This is a genomic window from Marisediminitalea sp., from assembly GCF_984433645.1.
Genome location: NZ_CFIDRX010000085.1, coordinates 1 through 17545 on the forward strand (window position 1 = coordinate 1; position 17545 = coordinate 17545).

Sequence of the window (17545 nt, forward strand, 5' to 3'; positions counted from 1 at the left end):
TAACGCACCCTGAAAACCGGCAGAACCCAAACTCACGTACTATATTAGTATTGGGTTATATGAAAAAGGTAGTGATTGTATGCTGGGTGATGACTTACTGTTTGCCAGTGATGACGAAACAGAAGAGCAAGAGCAAGGCTTGGCTGCATGGAAAGTACTGATTGTCGATGACGAACCAGAAATTCACGCCGTCACCAAGATGGTGTTGGGTGACTTTGAGTTCGAAGGCAGACGAATTGAATTTCATACCGCCAACAGTGCGCTTGAAGCCCGCACGCTGCTGGAAGCGCAAGACAATGACGGTTTTGCTGTGGCGCTGGTCGATGTCGTAATGGAATCATCCCAGGCGGGTCTGGATTTGGTGCGCTGGATCCGGGAAACACTGGATAACCAGGTAGTGAGGATAATCCTGCGTACCGGTCAGCCTGGTGAAGCGCCGGAAGAACGCGTCATCCGCGACTACGATATTAATGACTACAAAAACAAAACAGAACTCACTGCACTGCGCTTAAAAACCGCAATGTATGCGGCACTGCGTGCTTACCGCGATCTTCGCCTGATTGAGCGACACCGTCTGGGCCTGGAAAAAATCATCCATGCAACAACACAGTTCATTGAGTGCGATACGCTACCGCAATTTGCCTCCACGATTTTGAACCAAATCTCGCTGATACTGGGCATAGAATCCAGTGACATCATTTGCTGTGCCGTTACGCGGGACGCCAAATCGGGTAATCAATACAATGTGCTGGCTACCAACTTACAGCACGAATCTACAGCCGCCATTCCCAATGATATTCAACATCGCATTGAAAGCGCCTTGCGACAGAAACAAAGCGTAAAGGGCGATGACTATTTCGTTAGTTACTTCACTACCCGACGCGGCATGGAAAGCGTATTGTATGTAGCCCGCGATGACGAACTGGAAACCGTACAGCACCATCTGCTAAGCTTTTTTGCTCACAATATTGCGGTATCCCATGAAAATATCAAACTTCGCGAGGTAATACGGGAATCGCAAAAAGAGCTGTCGTACATCATTGGAGAGGCTGTTGAGGTACGTTCCAAAGAGACCGGTTCACACGTTCGACGCGTTGCTCATATCAGCCATTTACTGGCCGTTTATGCCGGCCTCAATGAATCAGAGGCAGAGATGATCAAACTGGCCTCACCACTTCATGACGTAGGCAAAGTTGCCATTCCGGATAGCGTACTCAACAAGCCCGGCAAACATACGGAAGCAGAGTCTGAAATCATGCGTTCGCATGCCAAAGCCGGCTATGACATGCTGAAAAAGAGCAGCAATCCCATTTTACAAGTCGGCGCACAAATTGCCCATGAGCACCACGAACAGTGGAATGGTAACGGATACCCTAATGGGTTGTCGGGGACGCAAATATCAATGGCAGGCCGCATTGCCGCCGTGGCGGATGTGTTCGATGCACTTGGCAGCAAACGTTGTTACAAAGGCCCCTGGCCAGACGATGAAATCAAAGCCTACTTTGAAAAGCAACGGGCTAAGCAATTTGATCCTGCCTTAGTCGATATTCTGCTCACACACTTTGATGAATTCTCAGCAATTCGTCCCAGATTCCCGGATCCAGAGTAACGATAGAGCCGTGCGGACAGGTCCCTCTGTTCGCACAAGTTACCAAAAATCTCCGACGAAATTCCCCACATCGTCAAATACATCCCCTATACTGACGTTTGTTGCTAAAAGTAGCCGTCAATCACACCGCTCACGCTCGTCTTTACCTACTGAGAAGTATGATCTGGCGTCTGAACAATTACATCAACAGAGAACAACAATGAATAGCACTCGACAGAACAACAAGGGGTTTCGCCCCCGCAAGTTAGCTTTATCTCTACTCAGCGTTCTGGCTTTACACAGCCCATTGCTGCTGGCTCAGGACGATGATACGCAAACCAGTGAGTCAACCGGATACGATGTGTCTGACTGGGATATCACCAATCCGCCTTTTGCTTTAACCGATGTTAACATCACTACTGATGAGACAACCTGGTCAAGCCTGGATATTGCACCTGACGGTAAATACTTCCTGTTTGATATGTTAGGCGATATCTATCGCGCCGATATCGACGGTGGCAAAGCCACTGCACTGACTGAAGACTTCGCCTGGAATATTCAGCCAGCCATTTCGCCGGATGGCAGTAAAGTGGCCTTTATCTCTGATCGTGACGGCGTGGCCAATGTCTGGGTGATGAATACCGACGGCACCGAACTCAGACAAGTTACCAAAGAAAAAAACAATATTATTCATTCCCCGAAATGGAGCCCGGACGGCCAGTACATTGTAGTGACCAAGGGCATCATGTCTTCTCGCAGTATTCCTGCCGGTGAGATTTGGATTTACCACCAGACTGGTGGTGCCGGGCTGCCCATTAAGGAACGCGTAAACGGCAAGCGCGACCAGCAAAACATTGCTGATCCGGTATTTTCACATGACGGAAAGTATATTTACTACACACAAAACACCGTACCGGGCGCCCGATTCGAATACAACCGCGATCCCCTTGAAGGGATTTTCGCCATTACCCGCTTCGATCGCAGCACAGGCGAAGCCAGCCGTTACATTAGCGGCACAGGCGGCGCAGTGGTTCCAACGCCCTCACCCGATGGCAAATACATTGCTTTCCTCCGCCGCGTAAAATACGACACCGCCCTATTTATTAAAGACGTAGAAACCGGTGTGGAAACTATGCTTAGCCGTGAGCTTGAGCGTGATATGCAGGAAGGTTTTGGCTCAGAGGGATATTACGCCTATTTTGACTGGACGCCAGACAGCAAGTCTATTGTGTACTGGACCGGTGGTAAGTTTAATAAACTGAATGTGAAGACCCGTGAAACCACTCAGATCCCTGTCAGTGTTAGTACTACCAAACAGGTGGCCGACGCTCTGCACTTTGATGTTGATGTAGCGCCAGACGAGTTCGACGTAAAAATGATCCGCTGGTCGCAAAAATCACCCAACGGCAAGTCTATTTTATTCCAGGCTCTGGGCAAGCTTTATGTTAAGGATGTGAAGTCAGGCAAAATGAAGCGTCTGACCCGTCAGGATGATCACGATGAGTTTTACCCGCGCTATTCCGATGACGGTAAATACATTATCTACACCACCTGGAACGATCAGGAATTGGGCAGCGTGCGCATCGTGTCTGCACGAGGCGGTAAAGGCAAAGTAATCACACCAACACCTGGTCACTATGTTGAGCCGTCGTTCTCACCGGATGGCGATTGGGTCACTTACCGCAAGTTTACGGGCGGCTATCTACTGGATCCCAAGTATTCCGTTGATCCAGGCTTATACGTGATGAACCTGGATGACAAGAAGCCGGTAAAAGTAAGCGATAGTGGTGTTCAGCCTCACTTTGCAGGTAACACCGACAGGCTGTTCTATACCGAACGAGTTTCAGGAACGCCCTACTCAGAAACCCAGCTATCCAGCGTAAACCTGCAGGGTAACGACCATCGCGTGCACCTGTACGGTGCCGACAAAGTCGCGGAGTACAGGTTGTCGCCAGACAGGAAATACGTCGCGTTTGTGTATCAGTTCAATACGTATGTCACGCCTTTCGTCGACAATGGCAAAAAAGTCACGATTGGACCAAACATGACTTCTATGCCAGTTACCCAACTGTCTGATCGAGCTGGTGAATATCTGACATGGCGGGCCGACAGCAAGTCTTTGGGCTGGTTCCATGGCCCTTATTACTTCGAGCGCGAGCTTAGTGATGCGTTCACCTTTGCGGGTAACACCAGTGAAGATGCGTTGCCGGAACCAGTGTCTGAAGGGGTGGATTTGAGCTTTAAAGCCACTACCGACAAACCAATGGGCTACAAAGCACTGATTGGCGGAACCGTCGTAACTATGCGCGATGCTGACAATACCCAGGAAGTCATTGAAGACGGCGTGGTGTTGATATTAGACAACCGCATTGCCGCTGTCGGTAAACGCGGCGAGATAGACATTCCCAGTGACGCAATGCGAATTGATACGTCGGGCAAAACTATTTTGCCAGGCCTGGTAGATGCGCATGCCCACGGTGCACAGGGACGCAGCGAAATCATCCCGCGACAAAACTGGACCCAGTATTCGAATCTGTCGTTTGGTGTCACCACCATTCACGATCCGTCTAACGACACTACCGAAATTTTTGCTGCATCTGAATTGCAGCGCACCGGCAATATTGTTGCGCCGCGTATCTATTCTACCGGGACCATTTTGTACGGTGCAGAGGGACTGGGTTATAAGGCCATTATCAACAATTACGATGATGCCTTCTTCCACGTTCAACGTTTGAAAGACACTGGCGCCATCTCGGTGAAAAGCTACAACCAGCCTCGCCGCGACCAACGTCAACAAGTACTGTGGGCAGCGAAACAACAGGATATGATGGTTGTGCCGGAAGGTGGTGGTAAGTTCCACCAGAACCTGACTATGCTGGTTGATGGTCACACTGGCCTGGAGCACAGTTTGCCAGTTGCGCACGGTTATAGCGACTTAACCCAGTTGTGGTCGGCCACTCAGTTTGGTTATACGCCAACATTTGTGGTGTCGTATGGCGGCCTGATGGGCGAAGAATACTGGTACGATCGCACCGAAGTCTGGAAGAACGAACGCTTACTGCGTTATACGCCTTCAACGATGCTGGACCGCCGTGCTATTCGCCGTCCAACCGCACCGGATGACCAGTACAATCACGTCAATGTAGCGGCCTATGCGAAGACCCTGCGCGATAAGGGTGTGCGGGTTAACATTGGTGCTCACGGACAGCGTGAAGGTCTGGCTGCTCACTGGGAAATGTGGAGCATGGTTCAAGGTGGCTTCACCCCTTGGGAAGCGCTGCGCGGCGCTACCATCGACGGTGCCACTCACCTGGGCATGGGCAAAGACCTGGGCAGTATCGAACCAGGTAAACTGGCTGATATTATGATCACCGACGGCAACGTACTGAACGATATCCGCCGCAGTGAATATCTCACCTATACGGTTATCAACGGCCGAGTGTTCGACGTTGCCACCATGAACGAATTGGGTAGCAAGAAAACCCGTAAACCTTTCTTCTTCGAAGCAGACAATCAGGCTTTTATGCCTGAACAAACTGCCACGGAAATGGAAGAAAAAGCCCATCACTTACACTGGACGCACTAAGTTCGGATAGTCCCAAAGCCCGCCGGTTAACACGGCGGGCTTTTTAATGCTCAACCCCTAGTATTTTCAATTAATTCAGCGAATAATCTTAGGCTAATTTCTTAAGCCCAATAGATGAATTCAACATGCAAATCATTCAGCACACAGAAGATTTGAGCACCGCAACCGGCACAATGCGTTGCTATGTTTACCGTCCCGCTACTGAAGGCCAATACGCAACGATAGTATTTTACTCAGAGATATTTCAGCACACCGCGCCTATTGCGCGTTCGGCTGCAATGATGGCCTGCCATGGCTTTGTGGTGATCGTGCCTGAAGTGTTCCACGAACTAAACGCCATTGGTACTGTACTGGGCTACGATGATGAAGGTAAAGACAAAGGCAATAACGACAAGTGGCAAAAACCACTTACCAGTTATGATTCCGACCTGACTTCAATTGTGGAGTATTGTCAGAGTGCGGATTTTTGCACCGGCGCAGTAGGTGCCATGGGCGTCTGTTTAGGTGGTCATCTAGCTTATCGAGCGGCACTTAACCCAGCTGTTGCAGCAGCCTATTGCTTATATGCGACAGACATTCACAGCGATACACTGCCCGCCAGCCCGGAAGAACAAAGTCTTGCCAGAATGGCCGAGATACAGGGTGAGGTGTTTTTTGTGTGGGGTAAACAAGATCCCCACGTGCCGGCCGAAGGACGTCTGAAAATTTATCAGCAATGTATGGAAACCGGTTTGAATTATCACTGGCAGGAAGTCAACGCAGTACACGCGTTCATGCGTGATGAGGGTGAACGCTATGACGGTGCCCTGGCATTACAGATGTACCAACAGGCGGTGCAGTTCTTCCAGCGCACATTGGTAACCGGTAGATAGTATCGAGCAAGCATAAATAGCTTCTGAAGCAACTCCGCTTCCGGGGCTCTGCTCTCACTTAAAACTGGTGTTTTTCTCCATCATCCGTCAGGCGGTAAAATTGACCATCCTGAATCAGTAATCCTTCTGACGACTTGTTAGGGAAGCTACTTCTGTAATCATTTGGGTGCTTCACATCGATAGCGAATAGGCGATTATCGAACAGACTGTTTACGCTAAATTGTATGGTATGCCCAACAACCATCGACCTGGCATTATAGAAAGCCAGAACACGTTCAAATTCATCATCGGTAACTTCCTCGCGTAAGTATCCTCTGAACCAGGCAGGTCCCGTTTCAGTAGACAGCAGGCTTTCCGTTTTTTCATGGGCCAATCCAGGATAATACATTTGCCGGTAGTAGTCGCGAACTCGCTGATTCATGGCGTTTATGCTCCACTGATGTTTCACTACATCAGGGTGCAAACCGCCGTGTACAAACAGATGATCATTGATCATTTCGACCGTATTTTTTGCCGCTAGCCACCGTCCCCAGAATGTATCTTCAGTAAATAGCTCTGCGGATGACTTACCCAGAAATCCCGCGATGGGCGTGTACTTTTCTGCAGCTGACTGCATGTTGCCCTGCAGGTTTTTAATTTCGTGGTTGCCCAGAATATAGTGCACGCGACCACCCGCTAACAACGCTTGTTGTTCCAGCTTGTAGATAAACCACAACAACTGTGTAACGGCTTGCCCGCGATCTACCATGTCGCCCAACAGCACCAAATGCCCCTGACCAAATTGCCAGTCGTAGTGTTGGTTTACTACTCCGTGGGCCAGAAGAAATTCCCGAAACGTATGGAAGTTACCTTCCAGGTCGGAGATAGCCAGAATAGGTTCATTGTCGTTATAAATAGCCGGCTGAATTTGACTTGGTTGGTTCAGTAAAAAGGAAAAGGTCGAGTCATCCCGAGCAAAATACACGTCGGCCGTTACTGCGTTACCTAACGGGTAATAATCAGATTCAACGGTAAAGCCTTCGTCGCGAGAGCCGCGAATATATTTCACTGCCATTTGGTTGTTCTCGAAGAACACAAACGGACCTTCTCCTCCCATTTTATAAGCCTGTGGCGCATCACCTAAATTAACAGAACCGTGTTCTGAGACAACAATACCCAGGCCAATAACAAGCAGCACAACTGACACGAGTAAGAAGTGGCCAACGGCGCGAGCGACCGATTTAAACATAGCGAGGCTCAGCTTTTGTTTGGCGAATAAAGCCCAGCACTTTGTGCGTAGTAAGCATAATAATATAGCCTACTATCAGCGCCACAGGCGTTATCCAAAAGCCCCGTAACGTATCGGCTTGTTCTGAATTTATCGGATGTTGCATCAACCCAATAACCACCGTATTGCCATCGGCAGACGACCAGATAGCCACACCATTAGGGACCAACAAATTCACAAAGGCCAACGCAAACAACGCCAGGCCGAAGCCAAAACCAAACAGCGCCAGACTGTAATAAAAAGTGCGGGATAGCCCTTTGCGCACATTTGCAATTGCACTTAACCCTTCTGGCGGTGGGGTGCCGCTTCGCACATGACTGACATACTGTGCAGCCAATTCTCTTGGCGACCCTAGACGCGCCAGGATCCGGGCGACATCGGCTTCCTGCCCAGCCATTTCCTGGCTATCGATGACATCAAAAATATGAGATTCAATTTCTCTAACGACTTCACCGGCCTCCTCATCGCTCAACGGCGCTAAATACCGGTTTAGCGACGTTAAATACGTTCTGATGACGTTACGTTCAGACATATACCTGTTCCCTTTTTTTATTCAGTCAGAAGGCTACTGAGATCAGCAACCGTTTTAACCCAGCGCTGTTTCAAAAACTCGAGTTTTTGCAGACCAGCGTCGGTCAGCGAGTAATATTTCCGCGGGCGCCGTTCCCCTTCCTGTAACCAACAGGCTGTGAGAATGCCTTCTCGCTTTAGTCTGTCCAGTAACGGATACAAGGTACCCTCTGTAATTTGTAACGTGTCAAACTGTTGGAAGTAATTCAGCAACTCCAACCCATACTTTTGCTGACCTTCCAGCGCGGCGAGTACAGCTAGCTCAAGCGTTCCTTTGCGCAACTGCGCATCCCACTTGGCATGCTGTTGTGATGTATCTGACATCGACATTAACCTGTATAACCTAATACTATGCAATACATAGCATTAGGTTATAGCAACCAATTGATTGATATTCAACCGTATTATGTTTCAGGATATGTTCTGGGAACGGAAAGGATAGTTAATTCAGATCAGCAAGAATATAAAAGATGCCCACAGACTGCGACATTAGGCACCTTGTAGAAGTTATCGATATCGTTGGTATGATCGAGTGTCCAGACACCCCAGGCGATCGTTGCTTTCAGCTAAGTGCCTGGACATATTCTGAGGGCTATTCAACGGGAATAATGATTTCGTGACGTTTATTCCACGGCAAGGTAAACGGAGAATCATAGCCCAGATAACTTGTATTGCCGGCTATCTTCATACCGTTTTCACGTACCACCTGTATCAGTGCCTCGGCGTAGCGTTGTCTTTTTGACTGTGACGCTAATCCAGAAAAACGGATAGCCGCCACTTTGCGCTTTGGCACCTCTACCAGAGACACGCCATCGCCAGTCGGCAAAGGCGCGTTAGTCATATCATATTGGTTTGGGAGGAAAAACATCATCTCGCCACCGGGTACCATTTCAACAGGCGCGGTCATCGCGATTTTCGTGCTTTTCTGTTCCTTCTGACGCGACTCAGTAGGCGAGGTCATGGCAATGTCTTCGTTTGACCTGTTGGCGCCGGAAATATAGTTAAACAGCTTTCTGAACGGCTCTGACTGCCCGTCTCCGGAAGCGGTAACCGCTACACTTGCAGGATAAACACGTATTTCCACATTTTCGGCTAATGTAGATTCTACTGAATATCGCAGTGTTTCCGTCTCTTTGTAGTAGACCTTGTCGGCAAAGGATGGCGCTGACAACGACAGCGAAGTAATAAACCAGAACAGTAATTTCATTTACATTTCCAAGTTGCGCTACTACACGCATTACGCTTGGAACAGATATTGAGATTACTTTACAGCCTGACCAGCTGTTTTAGAACGCAGCGAAATGCTCACCGCGTGGGACGATGTTTTATGCCCACCGTAGAGTCGCCCGGTTATTTTTGAGTCACTAAAATAACCGGGTAGAACTTCGCTGCTTGCTGATGCATTTGCAGTATGTTTAGCGGTTACGCCCGTATTGTTCGTGAGACGACACCCAGTCGGAACTGGAAATGGCTGAGGCCAGTGAAATTTCACCCGCCAATGCTACTGCGCCCACGATTTCGGCAAACTTTTGTACTTTGTCACGCCCGTAACAGTCCATCAACTCGAGACATTCTTTCTGCGTACCTATACCTGTTCCGCCGCCGTAGGTCGCTACGATCAATGACGGAATGGTTAACGAGATATACAGATCGCCGTCGTCGGTTAATTCGGAATACATAATGCCCGCCGACGACTCCGACACGTTTGCGACGTCCTGGCCGGTAGCAATAAACATGGCGGTAATGCCATTGGGCGAGTGTAAGCCCGTGTTGTTAACACCGGAAAGGAAAGACCCCACTGCAGACACGCGGCCGTGATAATCAATCTGTTTAGGATCAACACGCATGACTGAAAGTAAGTGCTCACGTTTAATTGTTGCTTCGGCAATAACCCGCTTGCCGCGTGTGCGCATGATGTTTATTTGCGAGGCTTTTTTATCGGTTGCGAAATTAGACTCCAGATAGAAGTTCTCGATACCTTCATAATGATCCAAAATCCAGCCACACGCAGCAAAGGTTGCTCTGCCAACCATGTTCTGCCCTGCCGCATCACCAGTTCGGTAGTTGAAACGCAGGAAGGCGAATTTGTTCGACAGGAAGCTGTCGATATAAGTAAGTTTAGCAACCGAGGAGGTGGCTTCGGCCTCTTCGCGGATTTTGCCAATATTCTCGTTAACCCACTTCACAAAATCCCGTGCGCCACGTGCATCAGAGAATACGAAAACAGGCGCACGCTGCATGGCATCATCCACCACCGTCGATTTAATTCCACCACTCATATTGAGAAGCTTCATACCGCGATTGTATGACGCCACCAGCGTCCCTTCGGTTGTGGCAAGCGGAACCAGGAACTCTCCCTTGGCATATTCACCGTCTATTTTCACCGGCCCGGCCACACCGATAGGCACCTGAGCAACACCAATGAAATGTTCGATGTTACCTTTCAGCGTTTGCGGGTCGATAGAGTACTTACCAACATGATCAATTTTGCCGCCGCAGTGATTTTCAAAAAACCGCTGACGTTTACCAATAATGTCCTCGCCATAGTCATCATGCGAATCTCGCGGAATGTGGCGATTCGACGTATCCGGTGCAGAGATATTGTCTTCCACGGTAAATTTCAGCTTACCAAATGGTGAGGCTTTGAATGCAAGTTCAATTTTATGTTTTTCAGGGTTTACCGGTAGCTTTACGTCTAAGAACACAGTGATGGCCTGTTTAAGCGCAAACGGCACATCGCCCGACGCATTGAGCTCGTCGAACGATATAATTTGCTCAGGCCCCACCTGAAAAGTGATGGATTCTGCCGGGATAGCTTTACCGTCGATGGAAATACCATCAACGCGATTTAACACCGCATCTTTTAATCGGTTCTTAAGCATGAACTGCAAACCATCTTCGGTTTGGGTCAGGCTGCCGTGAGTGTAAAGCTGGCGAAGTAGGATACTTGGTATAAACATAAAACTTCCTTGGCAAGTTACTGCTTGTCATTTTTTATTGGGTATCTTCATACAATAGCCAGTCGTTCACGGTTTGTACAAGTGAATTCTGAATTCATTTACTGCGCTTTGATGTATCGCAATACGCATATTTACCTTTTAATTTGATGTGAACAATTGGGACATCAATATCAATTTTGGGACGTCACTATATAGCCGTCCCCTCCCCATTCCGCACCGGCCTTGGCCTGCAGGCAGTCGTTAATGTTTCGCCATACCGTTAACACAACATTCAATGCAGGGAGCCACCGCGTAATGCAAACAAACACACTTTTTAGACACCAGGTGCTGGAAGCGCAGCAACAACGAATAAATGGGCAGGTATTACTTCGGCCTCGAGTGTCTTTTGTTGTGATTACCATTGCCTTGTTTGTGTGGTTGACCGCTGTTGTGAGCTGGTTGGTGTCTGGGAATTACACCTATACCCAATCGGTATCGGGCTGGCTGGAGCCGCCCGCAGGCGTAACGCATGTATACAGCCCGCAACCGGGTACTATCATTGATGAGATTCTGGTAGCAGAAAATACAGTCGTTGAGGCCGGCACTCCCCTTATTCGTTTGCGGCGCGACACCGTATTCAGCCATAACCTTAACGCAGGCTTGCTGCAAACCCAGGAAATCAAACACCAAATCGAACGATTACACAGTCAACGTACAATCACTGAACAAAACTACCAGCAGCGTCTTAAACAGTTAACTGCCTCGCTACAAACCTTGGTAGACGACCAGCACCAGCTGCAACAAATGAAAACACTGCAATCCCAAAAACTGGCTTTAGCGGCACGTCAGCGGGATGCGATGCAAGCCTTGGTATCGCAACATCACGCCAGTGAATATCAGTTTAGTGAAGTGCAAAGCCAATGGTTCAATGAGCACTATCAGCATGAACAACTCTCCAGAGAGTTGCTAAAGAATGCGGCTGAGCAACAGTCCCTGCGATTTGAACGTTCGACAACCCGACAGCAACAAGCCCTTGCGTTATTAGAAATAGACAATCAACTCAGTGAACAACAAAGCCGCCTAAACCAGCATTTGAGTAGCCAGGATATTCTGGTTGTCGCGCCAGCTAAGGGCAGAGTCTCGCAATTACAAGTTAAAAAAGGGCAATCCACCCAGTCTGCCATCCCTCTGCTGTCTTTGATGCCCGAGCATGCAACGGTCGAAGCCAGGCTATTAATACCGGTATCTGCGGCTGGCTTTGTTGAGCCCGGACAAACGCTACAGGTGCGGTACGACGCTTTTCCTTACACCCAATTTGGCACCCATGACGCGGTGATCACCACGTTGTCTTCCCATTTATTGTTGCCTCAGGAAATTGCACAAACCCCCTTTCAGGCTGAACAGCCCGTCTATCTGGCGACGGCGACACTATCGAGCAACCATATTCAGTTTGCCAGCAACGAGGTCGCGCTTCGCGCCGGCATGACCTTCGCGGCAGAAATTCAGATCCGCGAGCGCAATTTGCTGCAGTGGTTATTTGAACCACTCTATGCGCTGCATGGGGGTGTCCTATGAACGCGTCTGTTACCTCTGTGTCTTCAACACTTCAGTTGCCCTGGCGCCGTAAGGTGCCGCACATCATGCAAGCTCAACACAGTGAGTGTGGCATTGCGTGTCTGGCGATGGTGGCCTCTTTTTATGGCCTGAAAGTGGATTTGCATCGCTTACGTGGCGCAGGGTTGGTGTCTGAGCAAGGCGCAAATTTAAAACAACTTACCGAATACGCGGCCATGCTATCGCTCAATAGCCGGGCAGTGAAACTCGAACCAGAACACTTAGGCGAACTCAAACTGCCCGCCATTCTACATTGGGACATGCAACATTTCGTAGTACTTAGTCGGGTTTCAAAACGCGAGATCACCATTAATGACCCCGCCATTGGTGAGCGTAAGCTCAGTTGGGGCGAGTTTAATCAACACTTCACCGGGATTGCCCTTGAATTACAACCCGCCAACACCTTTGAAAAAGCCGATGTGCGCAGCAAAGTGTCACTTGCCGGATTGTGGGCCCATATTACAGGGCTAAAACGCTCATTGTGTCTGATGTTTGGCCTATCGCTGTTGCTGCAGTGTTTCGCCCTCGCCAGCCCCTATTACATGCAGTTGATCATTGACGATGTGATCTTAAATCAGGACACCCAGTTGCTGAACGTCCTGTTCGTCGGCTTTCTACTCTTACTGGCGGTAGAAACCCTGACTAATTTTATCCGCCAGAATGTGGGTCTGCATCTGACAAGTCATCTGGCCCAGCAATTGTCGGTTAATGTCTTTACCCATCTACTGAAGCTGCCCTTTAGCTATTTTGCCAGCCGCCACATTGGCGATTTAGTAACGCGCTTTGGTGCTCTGCACGAGATTAGAAGATTCATAAGCGAAGGTATCGTCAGCCTGGTACTGGACTCTCTGATCGTACTTTGCACGTTAGTGCTAATGGCCATTTACAGTGTAAAGCTGATGCTGATAGTGCTGGGCTTCTCGGTGTTATTTACGTTGTTGAGGATGGTGATATTCCGCCCTTTGCAGGTCCTGCAACAGGAAAAACAAGTCTGTGATGGCAAGGAAAGCACGCACTTCATTGAGACAGTGCGCGGTATTCAATCTGTTCGCATGTTGCGCCTGGAGAGTTTTCGCCTGCAAGGCTGGCAACATTTACTTACCGATTGCCTGAATCGCGATATTCGCATTAAGCGCTGGGATATGGGTTTCAACGCCGCGCAACTCTTTCTGTTTGGGCTGGAAAACCTGCTGGTTGTGTACTTCGCCGCCCAACTTGTGCTGGTTCAAGCGCTCAGCGTGGGAATGCTCTACGCCTTCATCAGCTACAAAGGCCGCTTTAACAATGCGATTAACACGCTGGTGTCGCAACTTATTCAGTGGCGACTACTGCGTGTACATTTGGAACGCCTTGCAGACATTGTCCATACCCCGGCCAAGCTGGAGTCGCTAAGTACAGCATCACCGCAGAATAACTCGCCTGCGCCTGCCCACAAGGTCGAACTGCGCGACTTTAGCTTTGCTTACACAGGCGGGCATCCGGTTTTAAAAGGGTTGTCCCTTACCATTCATCCCGGTGAACTGGTGGTTATCACCGGTCATAGCGGGAACGGTAAATCAACATTAGTAAAGTGCCTGACGGGGCTATACGAGGCCACTAGCGGTCAGCTATTAATCGACAATTTACCCTTAGACAACCGACACCCTCAGCAGCGTATCAGTGCCGTGATGCAAGATGACATCTGTTTGTCTGGCACCCTTATCGACAATATCTGTGGCTTTCAGGCCGATATCGATATGAACCGGCTTGTCCAATGCTGTCAATTAGCCTGTCTTCATACCACCATCATGAAGCTTCCTATGCAGTACTTCAGTTTGCTACACGAGGGTGGCAGTAACCTCAGCGGCGGCCAGCGACAACGCCTATACCTGGCCCGTGCACTATACCAAAACCCGGCCTTATTGATATTGGACGAGGCCAGCAGCCACTTAGACATTGAATGCGAAAAGGCCATCAATACTAATCTTGCCCGGCTATCGATGACCCGCATTGTGATAGCCCATCGCCAGGAAACTACTGCCATGGCCCAACGACGATTTCACCTACAGGATGGATGCCTGACCGAGGTACCCGTTAGCTTCCGTGCTGATCTCCCCCCAAAACCAAGCCAAGGAGAACACTATGCTTGATCAAGAGTTATTCACTAACGACCAACTCGAAGCACTGTCGAAACGCGAACTGCAAGTCGCCCGGAAAATTATTGAAGGGTTACCGAATAAAACCATTGCAACACAGCTGTTTATTAGCGAACGAACCGTGAAGTTCCACTGCGCTAACATTTACCGCAAACTGTGTATTCGCAATCGCGCCGCGCTGATGGCCAGATACTTTCGGTTTATCTACGCACAGGCGCCGGCAGCATGAAAGGAAAAAGAGTGAGGCGATTACCTTGGTGATCGCCCACTCTTTATAGCTTTAACCACTAAAGTAACGATATGTGCTGACTGGTCCTTAACAAAGTAAACCGTTATGATGTTGCGTGATTCATTTCATTCAACCATGACAGGGACAGGTTGTGAGAGCATTTTATATCGTTGGTACGGCAATCGTTATTGCTGCTGTTTGCGCATATTTGTTTATGGCAGAGCAGCCACACTCCAGTTTACCGACCGAAACGGAATTGGAAACTATCCACGCTGATAGCACTACCGTAGGCAACTCAGGCGCACTAAGTACGTCCAGTGATGTAACTGCAGACTCTATTGCAACGAATGCTGATCAAGCCGAAACAACGACGTATCAGCCTGACACTAACCGAGCCGATAGCGGCAAAAACATTGACGACGATTGGTGTATTGCCAATACGGAACTTGCGGACAGTGACTTCCAGCTTGCTCAGGAGCAAAAGCGTGAATGGGATTTAGCCCGGGGTGACATCAGCCTTGTCGTTGTGAAAGCCAATCCCGACGCTCCTAATGCGGACTACATTCAACCTTACATAGAGCTTAGCAAGGACGATCTTATCGCCCATGCTAAAAATGACGACAAGTACGCCTTACTTGTACTTGCGCAACGTCCTGACATTGATTCAAAAGACCGGGAACGAGCAGCGAAACAACTGGTTATTCTGGGTCAGACTTCACAGCCGCTTTCACTTTTAATTATCCGCGAAATTTCTCAAGCGCAGGTCGCATATCAAAAAGCAGACGCCGTGGTGCCCGAAGTCAAAAAGCATGTCGCCAATACACTGAGCTATGTGAAATACGGCCTGACCAGAAAAGACCCGACTGCACTACTTACCTACCTGTTATTTGTTAAACAACATCACGAAGGTCAGTTTGTCTTTGACCCGGAATCGGTGCTGAGCGACGAAGAGTTATCACGAATTGATTCCCACACGCAAAAACTGACAGACATGCTCGACAGTCGACGTGCGAAACGGTATTTGCCGCCCATTCAGGATGTGGAAATACCCGCCATTGCATATCACGATTACGACTATGAACTAGCTCGCGCCCATCATTTATTCGATACCTACTTAACTAACAGCCGAACTATCAAAGCGCTATACCCGGAAGCAACTGAACGCTCTCCTTGTGTTGAGACAATTCTTTCTCAAGTAAGCAGAGCTAACAAATAACCTGCTCGCCTAGCGCGGTTTATTGACTGGAGGAGCGCTTCAAACGTTTCAACATCAGAAGGGAAAAAAGCAATATCATCACTGAGCCCAACAATAAAAATAGCGGTGAAATCAGTTCTCCAATTTCACTGTCGAGCTTAAACCACAAACGTCCGGCATTGGCCAGGAATGCAACTGAGTAAAAAAATACCGCGGTAATGAGCACATATTTTTGGATGAACTTGACACTCGCAGACATAATTCTCTCCCTGATAATGTCAGCCTGACAGTACTCGAAGTGTTTAACAAACTATTTTAGCCGTAAACGTCGCGAATATGTCCTTTTCTGCCATATAGCTTACGTTTTCACGTATCCTCAAGACGCTATATGCCCGGAAACTAAAAGGCGATGAACCAATTTGCCCTAACCACGTATAGCTATACATTAATTGGCTTAAAGAGACTTCCCATGTTTGGCTTATTCAAGAAAGATCCAACTAAAAAAATGCGTGCAGAATACAACAAGCTGTTGGAACAAGGCATGCACGCTCAGCGCAATGGCGACATGCGTTTATACGCAGAAATTACCGCGAAGGCTGAAGCCTTGTGGAGCGACATTGAAGCGTTGGAGAAACAACAAAACTAACTGGATACCGTTACCGATTTATAGGGTGAAACATTGAGAGAATCTTTTTGCATGCGCGCCAGCCACAAGTCATGAGCGCTTTGCAGTCGAAGCCAATGGTCGGCAGACGGCTTACCAAATACCAGCTCTAATCTTACCGCCATTTCAGGTGTTATCCCCCCTTTCGCATTCAGTACTTTTGAAACAGTTTTACGGCTGACATTTAAATGCTGAGCGACATCGGTTACTGTCAATCCAAGTGTTTCAACAACCAGCTCTCTTAATATCTCACCTGGGTGCGCAGGATTGTATAGTGCCATTAGTGATAATCCTCATAGTTAACCACTTCCACATCATGCCCGATAAAACGATAAGTGACGTGCCAGTTTCCACTTACACGAACAGACCATACGTCTGCCCGGTTACCCTTTAATTTATGCATATACAAGCCAGGCAGATCCATATCATCTGGACAACGAGCCTGATCGAGATTCGATAGAATCAACCTTAACTTTGCCTTATGCTGATATTGAATTCCGCCGGTCGAGCCATTTTTGTAAAACCGAGCCAAACCTTTATGAACAAAACTTCTAATCACGACAAAGTGTAACCTATAAGGTTACATTTCACTAAACATACAACGCGTAGCGCGTTGAAAAATTGGCTGAGCATCTGTTTAACCAACGGGATATCTCCTACAATATTCGGCATATCCTTTTGTGTTACACGCTAGCAGCCCTGATAAATCTGAAAACTGCACATTAGATCTGAATTTTCGCCCAACTGTTAGGGGCTGTTGACCTTTGCTGTATGTTTTTGCAGCGAGTTGTGCGTCATTTAGGCAAGGCAGAGTCCACGTAGTGTAGTTGTTCTACATAAGTGGGCGATAACGCAGCATAAATGACGCACACTGGCCGGTCACCGG

The 17545-nt window shown here is 48.5% G+C and carries 16 protein-coding genes; 8 read left to right on the plus strand and 8 right to left on the minus strand.

Annotated features, from left to right (window positions below):
- The first annotated feature begins 79 nt into the window (after positions 1-79).
- From AC4MRN_RS12015 to AC4MRN_RS12025, 3 genes are all read left to right on the plus strand, one after another.
- Positions 80-1609 (plus strand): DUF3369 domain-containing protein, encoded by a 1530-nt coding sequence (locus AC4MRN_RS12015; RefSeq protein WP_490403990.1) that lies wholly within the window; start codon positions 80-82, stop codon positions 1607-1609.
- Between the two features lie 199 nt (positions 1610-1808).
- A complete protein-coding gene (locus AC4MRN_RS12020) occupies positions 1809-5174 on the plus strand; it encodes an amidohydrolase family protein (protein ID WP_491203402.1) in 3366 nt (1121 codons plus the stop codon).
- 125 nt (positions 5175-5299) lie between these two features.
- The gene (locus tag AC4MRN_RS12025) at positions 5300-6046 is read left to right on the plus strand and encodes a dienelactone hydrolase family protein (protein WP_491203403.1); all 747 of its coding nucleotides are present in this window, start codon (positions 5300-5302) and stop codon (positions 6044-6046) included.
- Positions 6047-6104: 58 nt separating this feature from the next.
- Here the strand turns inward: AC4MRN_RS12025 and AC4MRN_RS12030 are convergent, their stop codons facing one another.
- The 5 genes from AC4MRN_RS12030 to AC4MRN_RS12050 all read right to left on the minus strand — a co-directional run bounded on the left by AC4MRN_RS12030 (position 6105) and on the right by AC4MRN_RS12050 (position 10843).
- On the minus strand, positions 6105-7274 hold the full coding sequence (locus AC4MRN_RS12030) for a metallophosphoesterase (RefSeq protein WP_491203404.1): 1170 nt from the start codon (positions 7272-7274) through the stop codon (positions 6105-6107).
- Positions 7267-7845 carry an HAAS signaling domain-containing protein gene (locus AC4MRN_RS12035; protein ID WP_491203405.1) on the minus strand — a complete coding sequence of 193 codons (579 nt, stop codon included), beginning with the start codon at positions 7843-7845 and terminating at the stop codon, positions 7267-7269. The genes AC4MRN_RS12030 and AC4MRN_RS12035 overlap by 8 nt, the downstream gene beginning before the upstream one ends.
- 17 nt (positions 7846-7862) lie before the next feature.
- Positions 7863-8207, minus strand: coding sequence for a PadR family transcriptional regulator (locus tag AC4MRN_RS12040; protein WP_491203406.1), 345 nt, complete (start codon positions 8205-8207; stop codon positions 7863-7865).
- Between the two features lie 268 nt (positions 8208-8475).
- The gene (locus AC4MRN_RS12045; protein WP_491203407.1) at positions 8476-9090 is read right to left on the minus strand and encodes an SOUL family heme-binding protein; all 615 of its coding nucleotides are present in this window, start codon (positions 9088-9090) and stop codon (positions 8476-8478) included.
- Positions 9091-9298: 208 nt separating this feature from the next.
- Complete coding sequence (locus tag AC4MRN_RS12050) at positions 9299-10843, minus strand: hydroxymethylglutaryl-CoA reductase (protein ID WP_491203408.1); 1545 nt, start codon at positions 10841-10843, stop codon at positions 9299-9301.
- A 294-nt stretch (positions 10844-11137) separates the two neighbouring features.
- On the opposite strand from AC4MRN_RS12050, the gene AC4MRN_RS12055 reads away from it, so the two are divergent.
- From AC4MRN_RS12055 to AC4MRN_RS12070, 4 genes are all read left to right on the plus strand, one after another.
- Positions 11138-12397 (plus strand): HlyD family secretion protein, encoded by a 1260-nt coding sequence (locus AC4MRN_RS12055; RefSeq protein ID WP_491203409.1) that lies wholly within the window; start codon positions 11138-11140, stop codon positions 12395-12397.
- Positions 12394-14565 (plus strand): peptidase domain-containing ABC transporter, encoded by a 2172-nt coding sequence (locus tag AC4MRN_RS12060; protein WP_491203410.1) that lies wholly within the window; start codon positions 12394-12396, stop codon positions 14563-14565. The genes AC4MRN_RS12055 and AC4MRN_RS12060 overlap by 4 nt, the downstream gene beginning before the upstream one ends.
- Complete coding sequence (locus AC4MRN_RS12065) at positions 14558-14800, plus strand: helix-turn-helix domain-containing protein (protein WP_073320751.1); 243 nt, start codon at positions 14558-14560, stop codon at positions 14798-14800. The genes AC4MRN_RS12060 and AC4MRN_RS12065 overlap by 8 nt, the downstream gene beginning before the upstream one ends.
- A 151-nt stretch (positions 14801-14951) precedes the next feature.
- Positions 14952-16016 carry a hypothetical protein gene (locus AC4MRN_RS12070; protein ID WP_491203411.1) on the plus strand — a complete coding sequence of 355 codons (1065 nt, stop codon included), beginning with the start codon at positions 14952-14954 and terminating at the stop codon, positions 16014-16016.
- A 19-nt stretch (positions 16017-16035) separates the two neighbouring features.
- Here the strand turns inward: AC4MRN_RS12070 and AC4MRN_RS12075 are convergent, their stop codons facing one another.
- The gene (locus tag AC4MRN_RS12075; protein ID WP_491203412.1) at positions 16036-16254 is read right to left on the minus strand and encodes a hypothetical protein; all 219 of its coding nucleotides are present in this window, start codon (positions 16252-16254) and stop codon (positions 16036-16038) included.
- A 210-nt stretch (positions 16255-16464) separates the two neighbouring features.
- Here AC4MRN_RS12075 and AC4MRN_RS12080 point away from each other — a divergent pair, with 210 nt between their 5' ends.
- Positions 16465-16641, plus strand: coding sequence for a DUF6435 family protein (locus AC4MRN_RS12080; protein WP_139241528.1), 177 nt, complete (start codon positions 16465-16467; stop codon positions 16639-16641).
- Here AC4MRN_RS12080 and AC4MRN_RS12085 read toward each other — a convergent pair.
- Complete coding sequence (locus AC4MRN_RS12085) at positions 16638-16940, minus strand: HigA family addiction module antitoxin (RefSeq protein WP_491203413.1); 303 nt, start codon at positions 16938-16940, stop codon at positions 16638-16640. The genes AC4MRN_RS12080 and AC4MRN_RS12085 overlap by 4 nt on opposite strands.
- On the minus strand, positions 16940-17218 hold the full coding sequence (locus AC4MRN_RS12090) for a type II toxin-antitoxin system RelE/ParE family toxin (protein WP_491203414.1): 279 nt from the start codon (positions 17216-17218) through the stop codon (positions 16940-16942). Before AC4MRN_RS12090 ends, AC4MRN_RS12085 begins: the two co-directional genes overlap by 1 nt.
- Positions 17219-17545: the final 327 nt, after the last annotated feature.

What these genes read in the sequence shown, in the direction of transcription:
- AC4MRN_RS12030 (WP_491203404.1), bottom strand. Translation starts at nt 7,274, where the DNA reads ATGTTTAAATCGGTCGCTCGCGCCGTTGGCCACTTCTTACTCGTGTCA.
- AC4MRN_RS12025 (WP_491203403.1), top strand. Translation starts at nt 5,300, where the DNA reads ATGCAAATCATTCAGCACACAGAAGATTTGAGCACCGCAACCGGCACA.
- AC4MRN_RS12015 (WP_490403990.1), top strand. Translation starts at nt 80, where the DNA reads ATGCTGGGTGATGACTTACTGTTTGCCAGTGATGACGAAACAGAAGAG.
- AC4MRN_RS12085 (WP_491203413.1), bottom strand. Translation starts at nt 16,940, where the DNA reads ATGGCACTATACAATCCTGCGCACCCAGGTGAGATATTAAGAGAGCTG.
- AC4MRN_RS12045 (WP_491203407.1), bottom strand. Translation starts at nt 9,090, where the DNA reads ATGAAATTACTGTTCTGGTTTATTACTTCGCTGTCGTTGTCAGCGCCA.
- AC4MRN_RS12055 (WP_491203409.1), top strand. Translation starts at nt 11,138, where the DNA reads ATGCAAACAAACACACTTTTTAGACACCAGGTGCTGGAAGCGCAGCAA.
- AC4MRN_RS12075 (WP_491203412.1), bottom strand. Translation starts at nt 16,254, where the DNA reads ATGTCTGCGAGTGTCAAGTTCATCCAAAAATATGTGCTCATTACCGCG.
- AC4MRN_RS12050 (WP_491203408.1), bottom strand. Translation starts at nt 10,843, where the DNA reads ATGTTTATACCAAGTATCCTACTTCGCCAGCTTTACACTCACGGCAGC.
- AC4MRN_RS12065 (WP_073320751.1), top strand. Translation starts at nt 14,558, where the DNA reads ATGCTTGATCAAGAGTTATTCACTAACGACCAACTCGAAGCACTGTCG.
- AC4MRN_RS12040 (WP_491203406.1), bottom strand. Translation starts at nt 8,207, where the DNA reads ATGTCAGATACATCACAACAGCATGCCAAGTGGGATGCGCAGTTGCGC.
- AC4MRN_RS12035 (WP_491203405.1), bottom strand. Translation starts at nt 7,845, where the DNA reads ATGTCTGAACGTAACGTCATCAGAACGTATTTAACGTCGCTAAACCGG.
- AC4MRN_RS12080 (WP_139241528.1), top strand. Translation starts at nt 16,465, where the DNA reads ATGTTTGGCTTATTCAAGAAAGATCCAACTAAAAAAATGCGTGCAGAA.
- AC4MRN_RS12020 (WP_491203402.1), top strand. Translation starts at nt 1,809, where the DNA reads ATGAATAGCACTCGACAGAACAACAAGGGGTTTCGCCCCCGCAAGTTA.
- AC4MRN_RS12060 (WP_491203410.1), top strand. Translation starts at nt 12,394, where the DNA reads ATGAACGCGTCTGTTACCTCTGTGTCTTCAACACTTCAGTTGCCCTGG.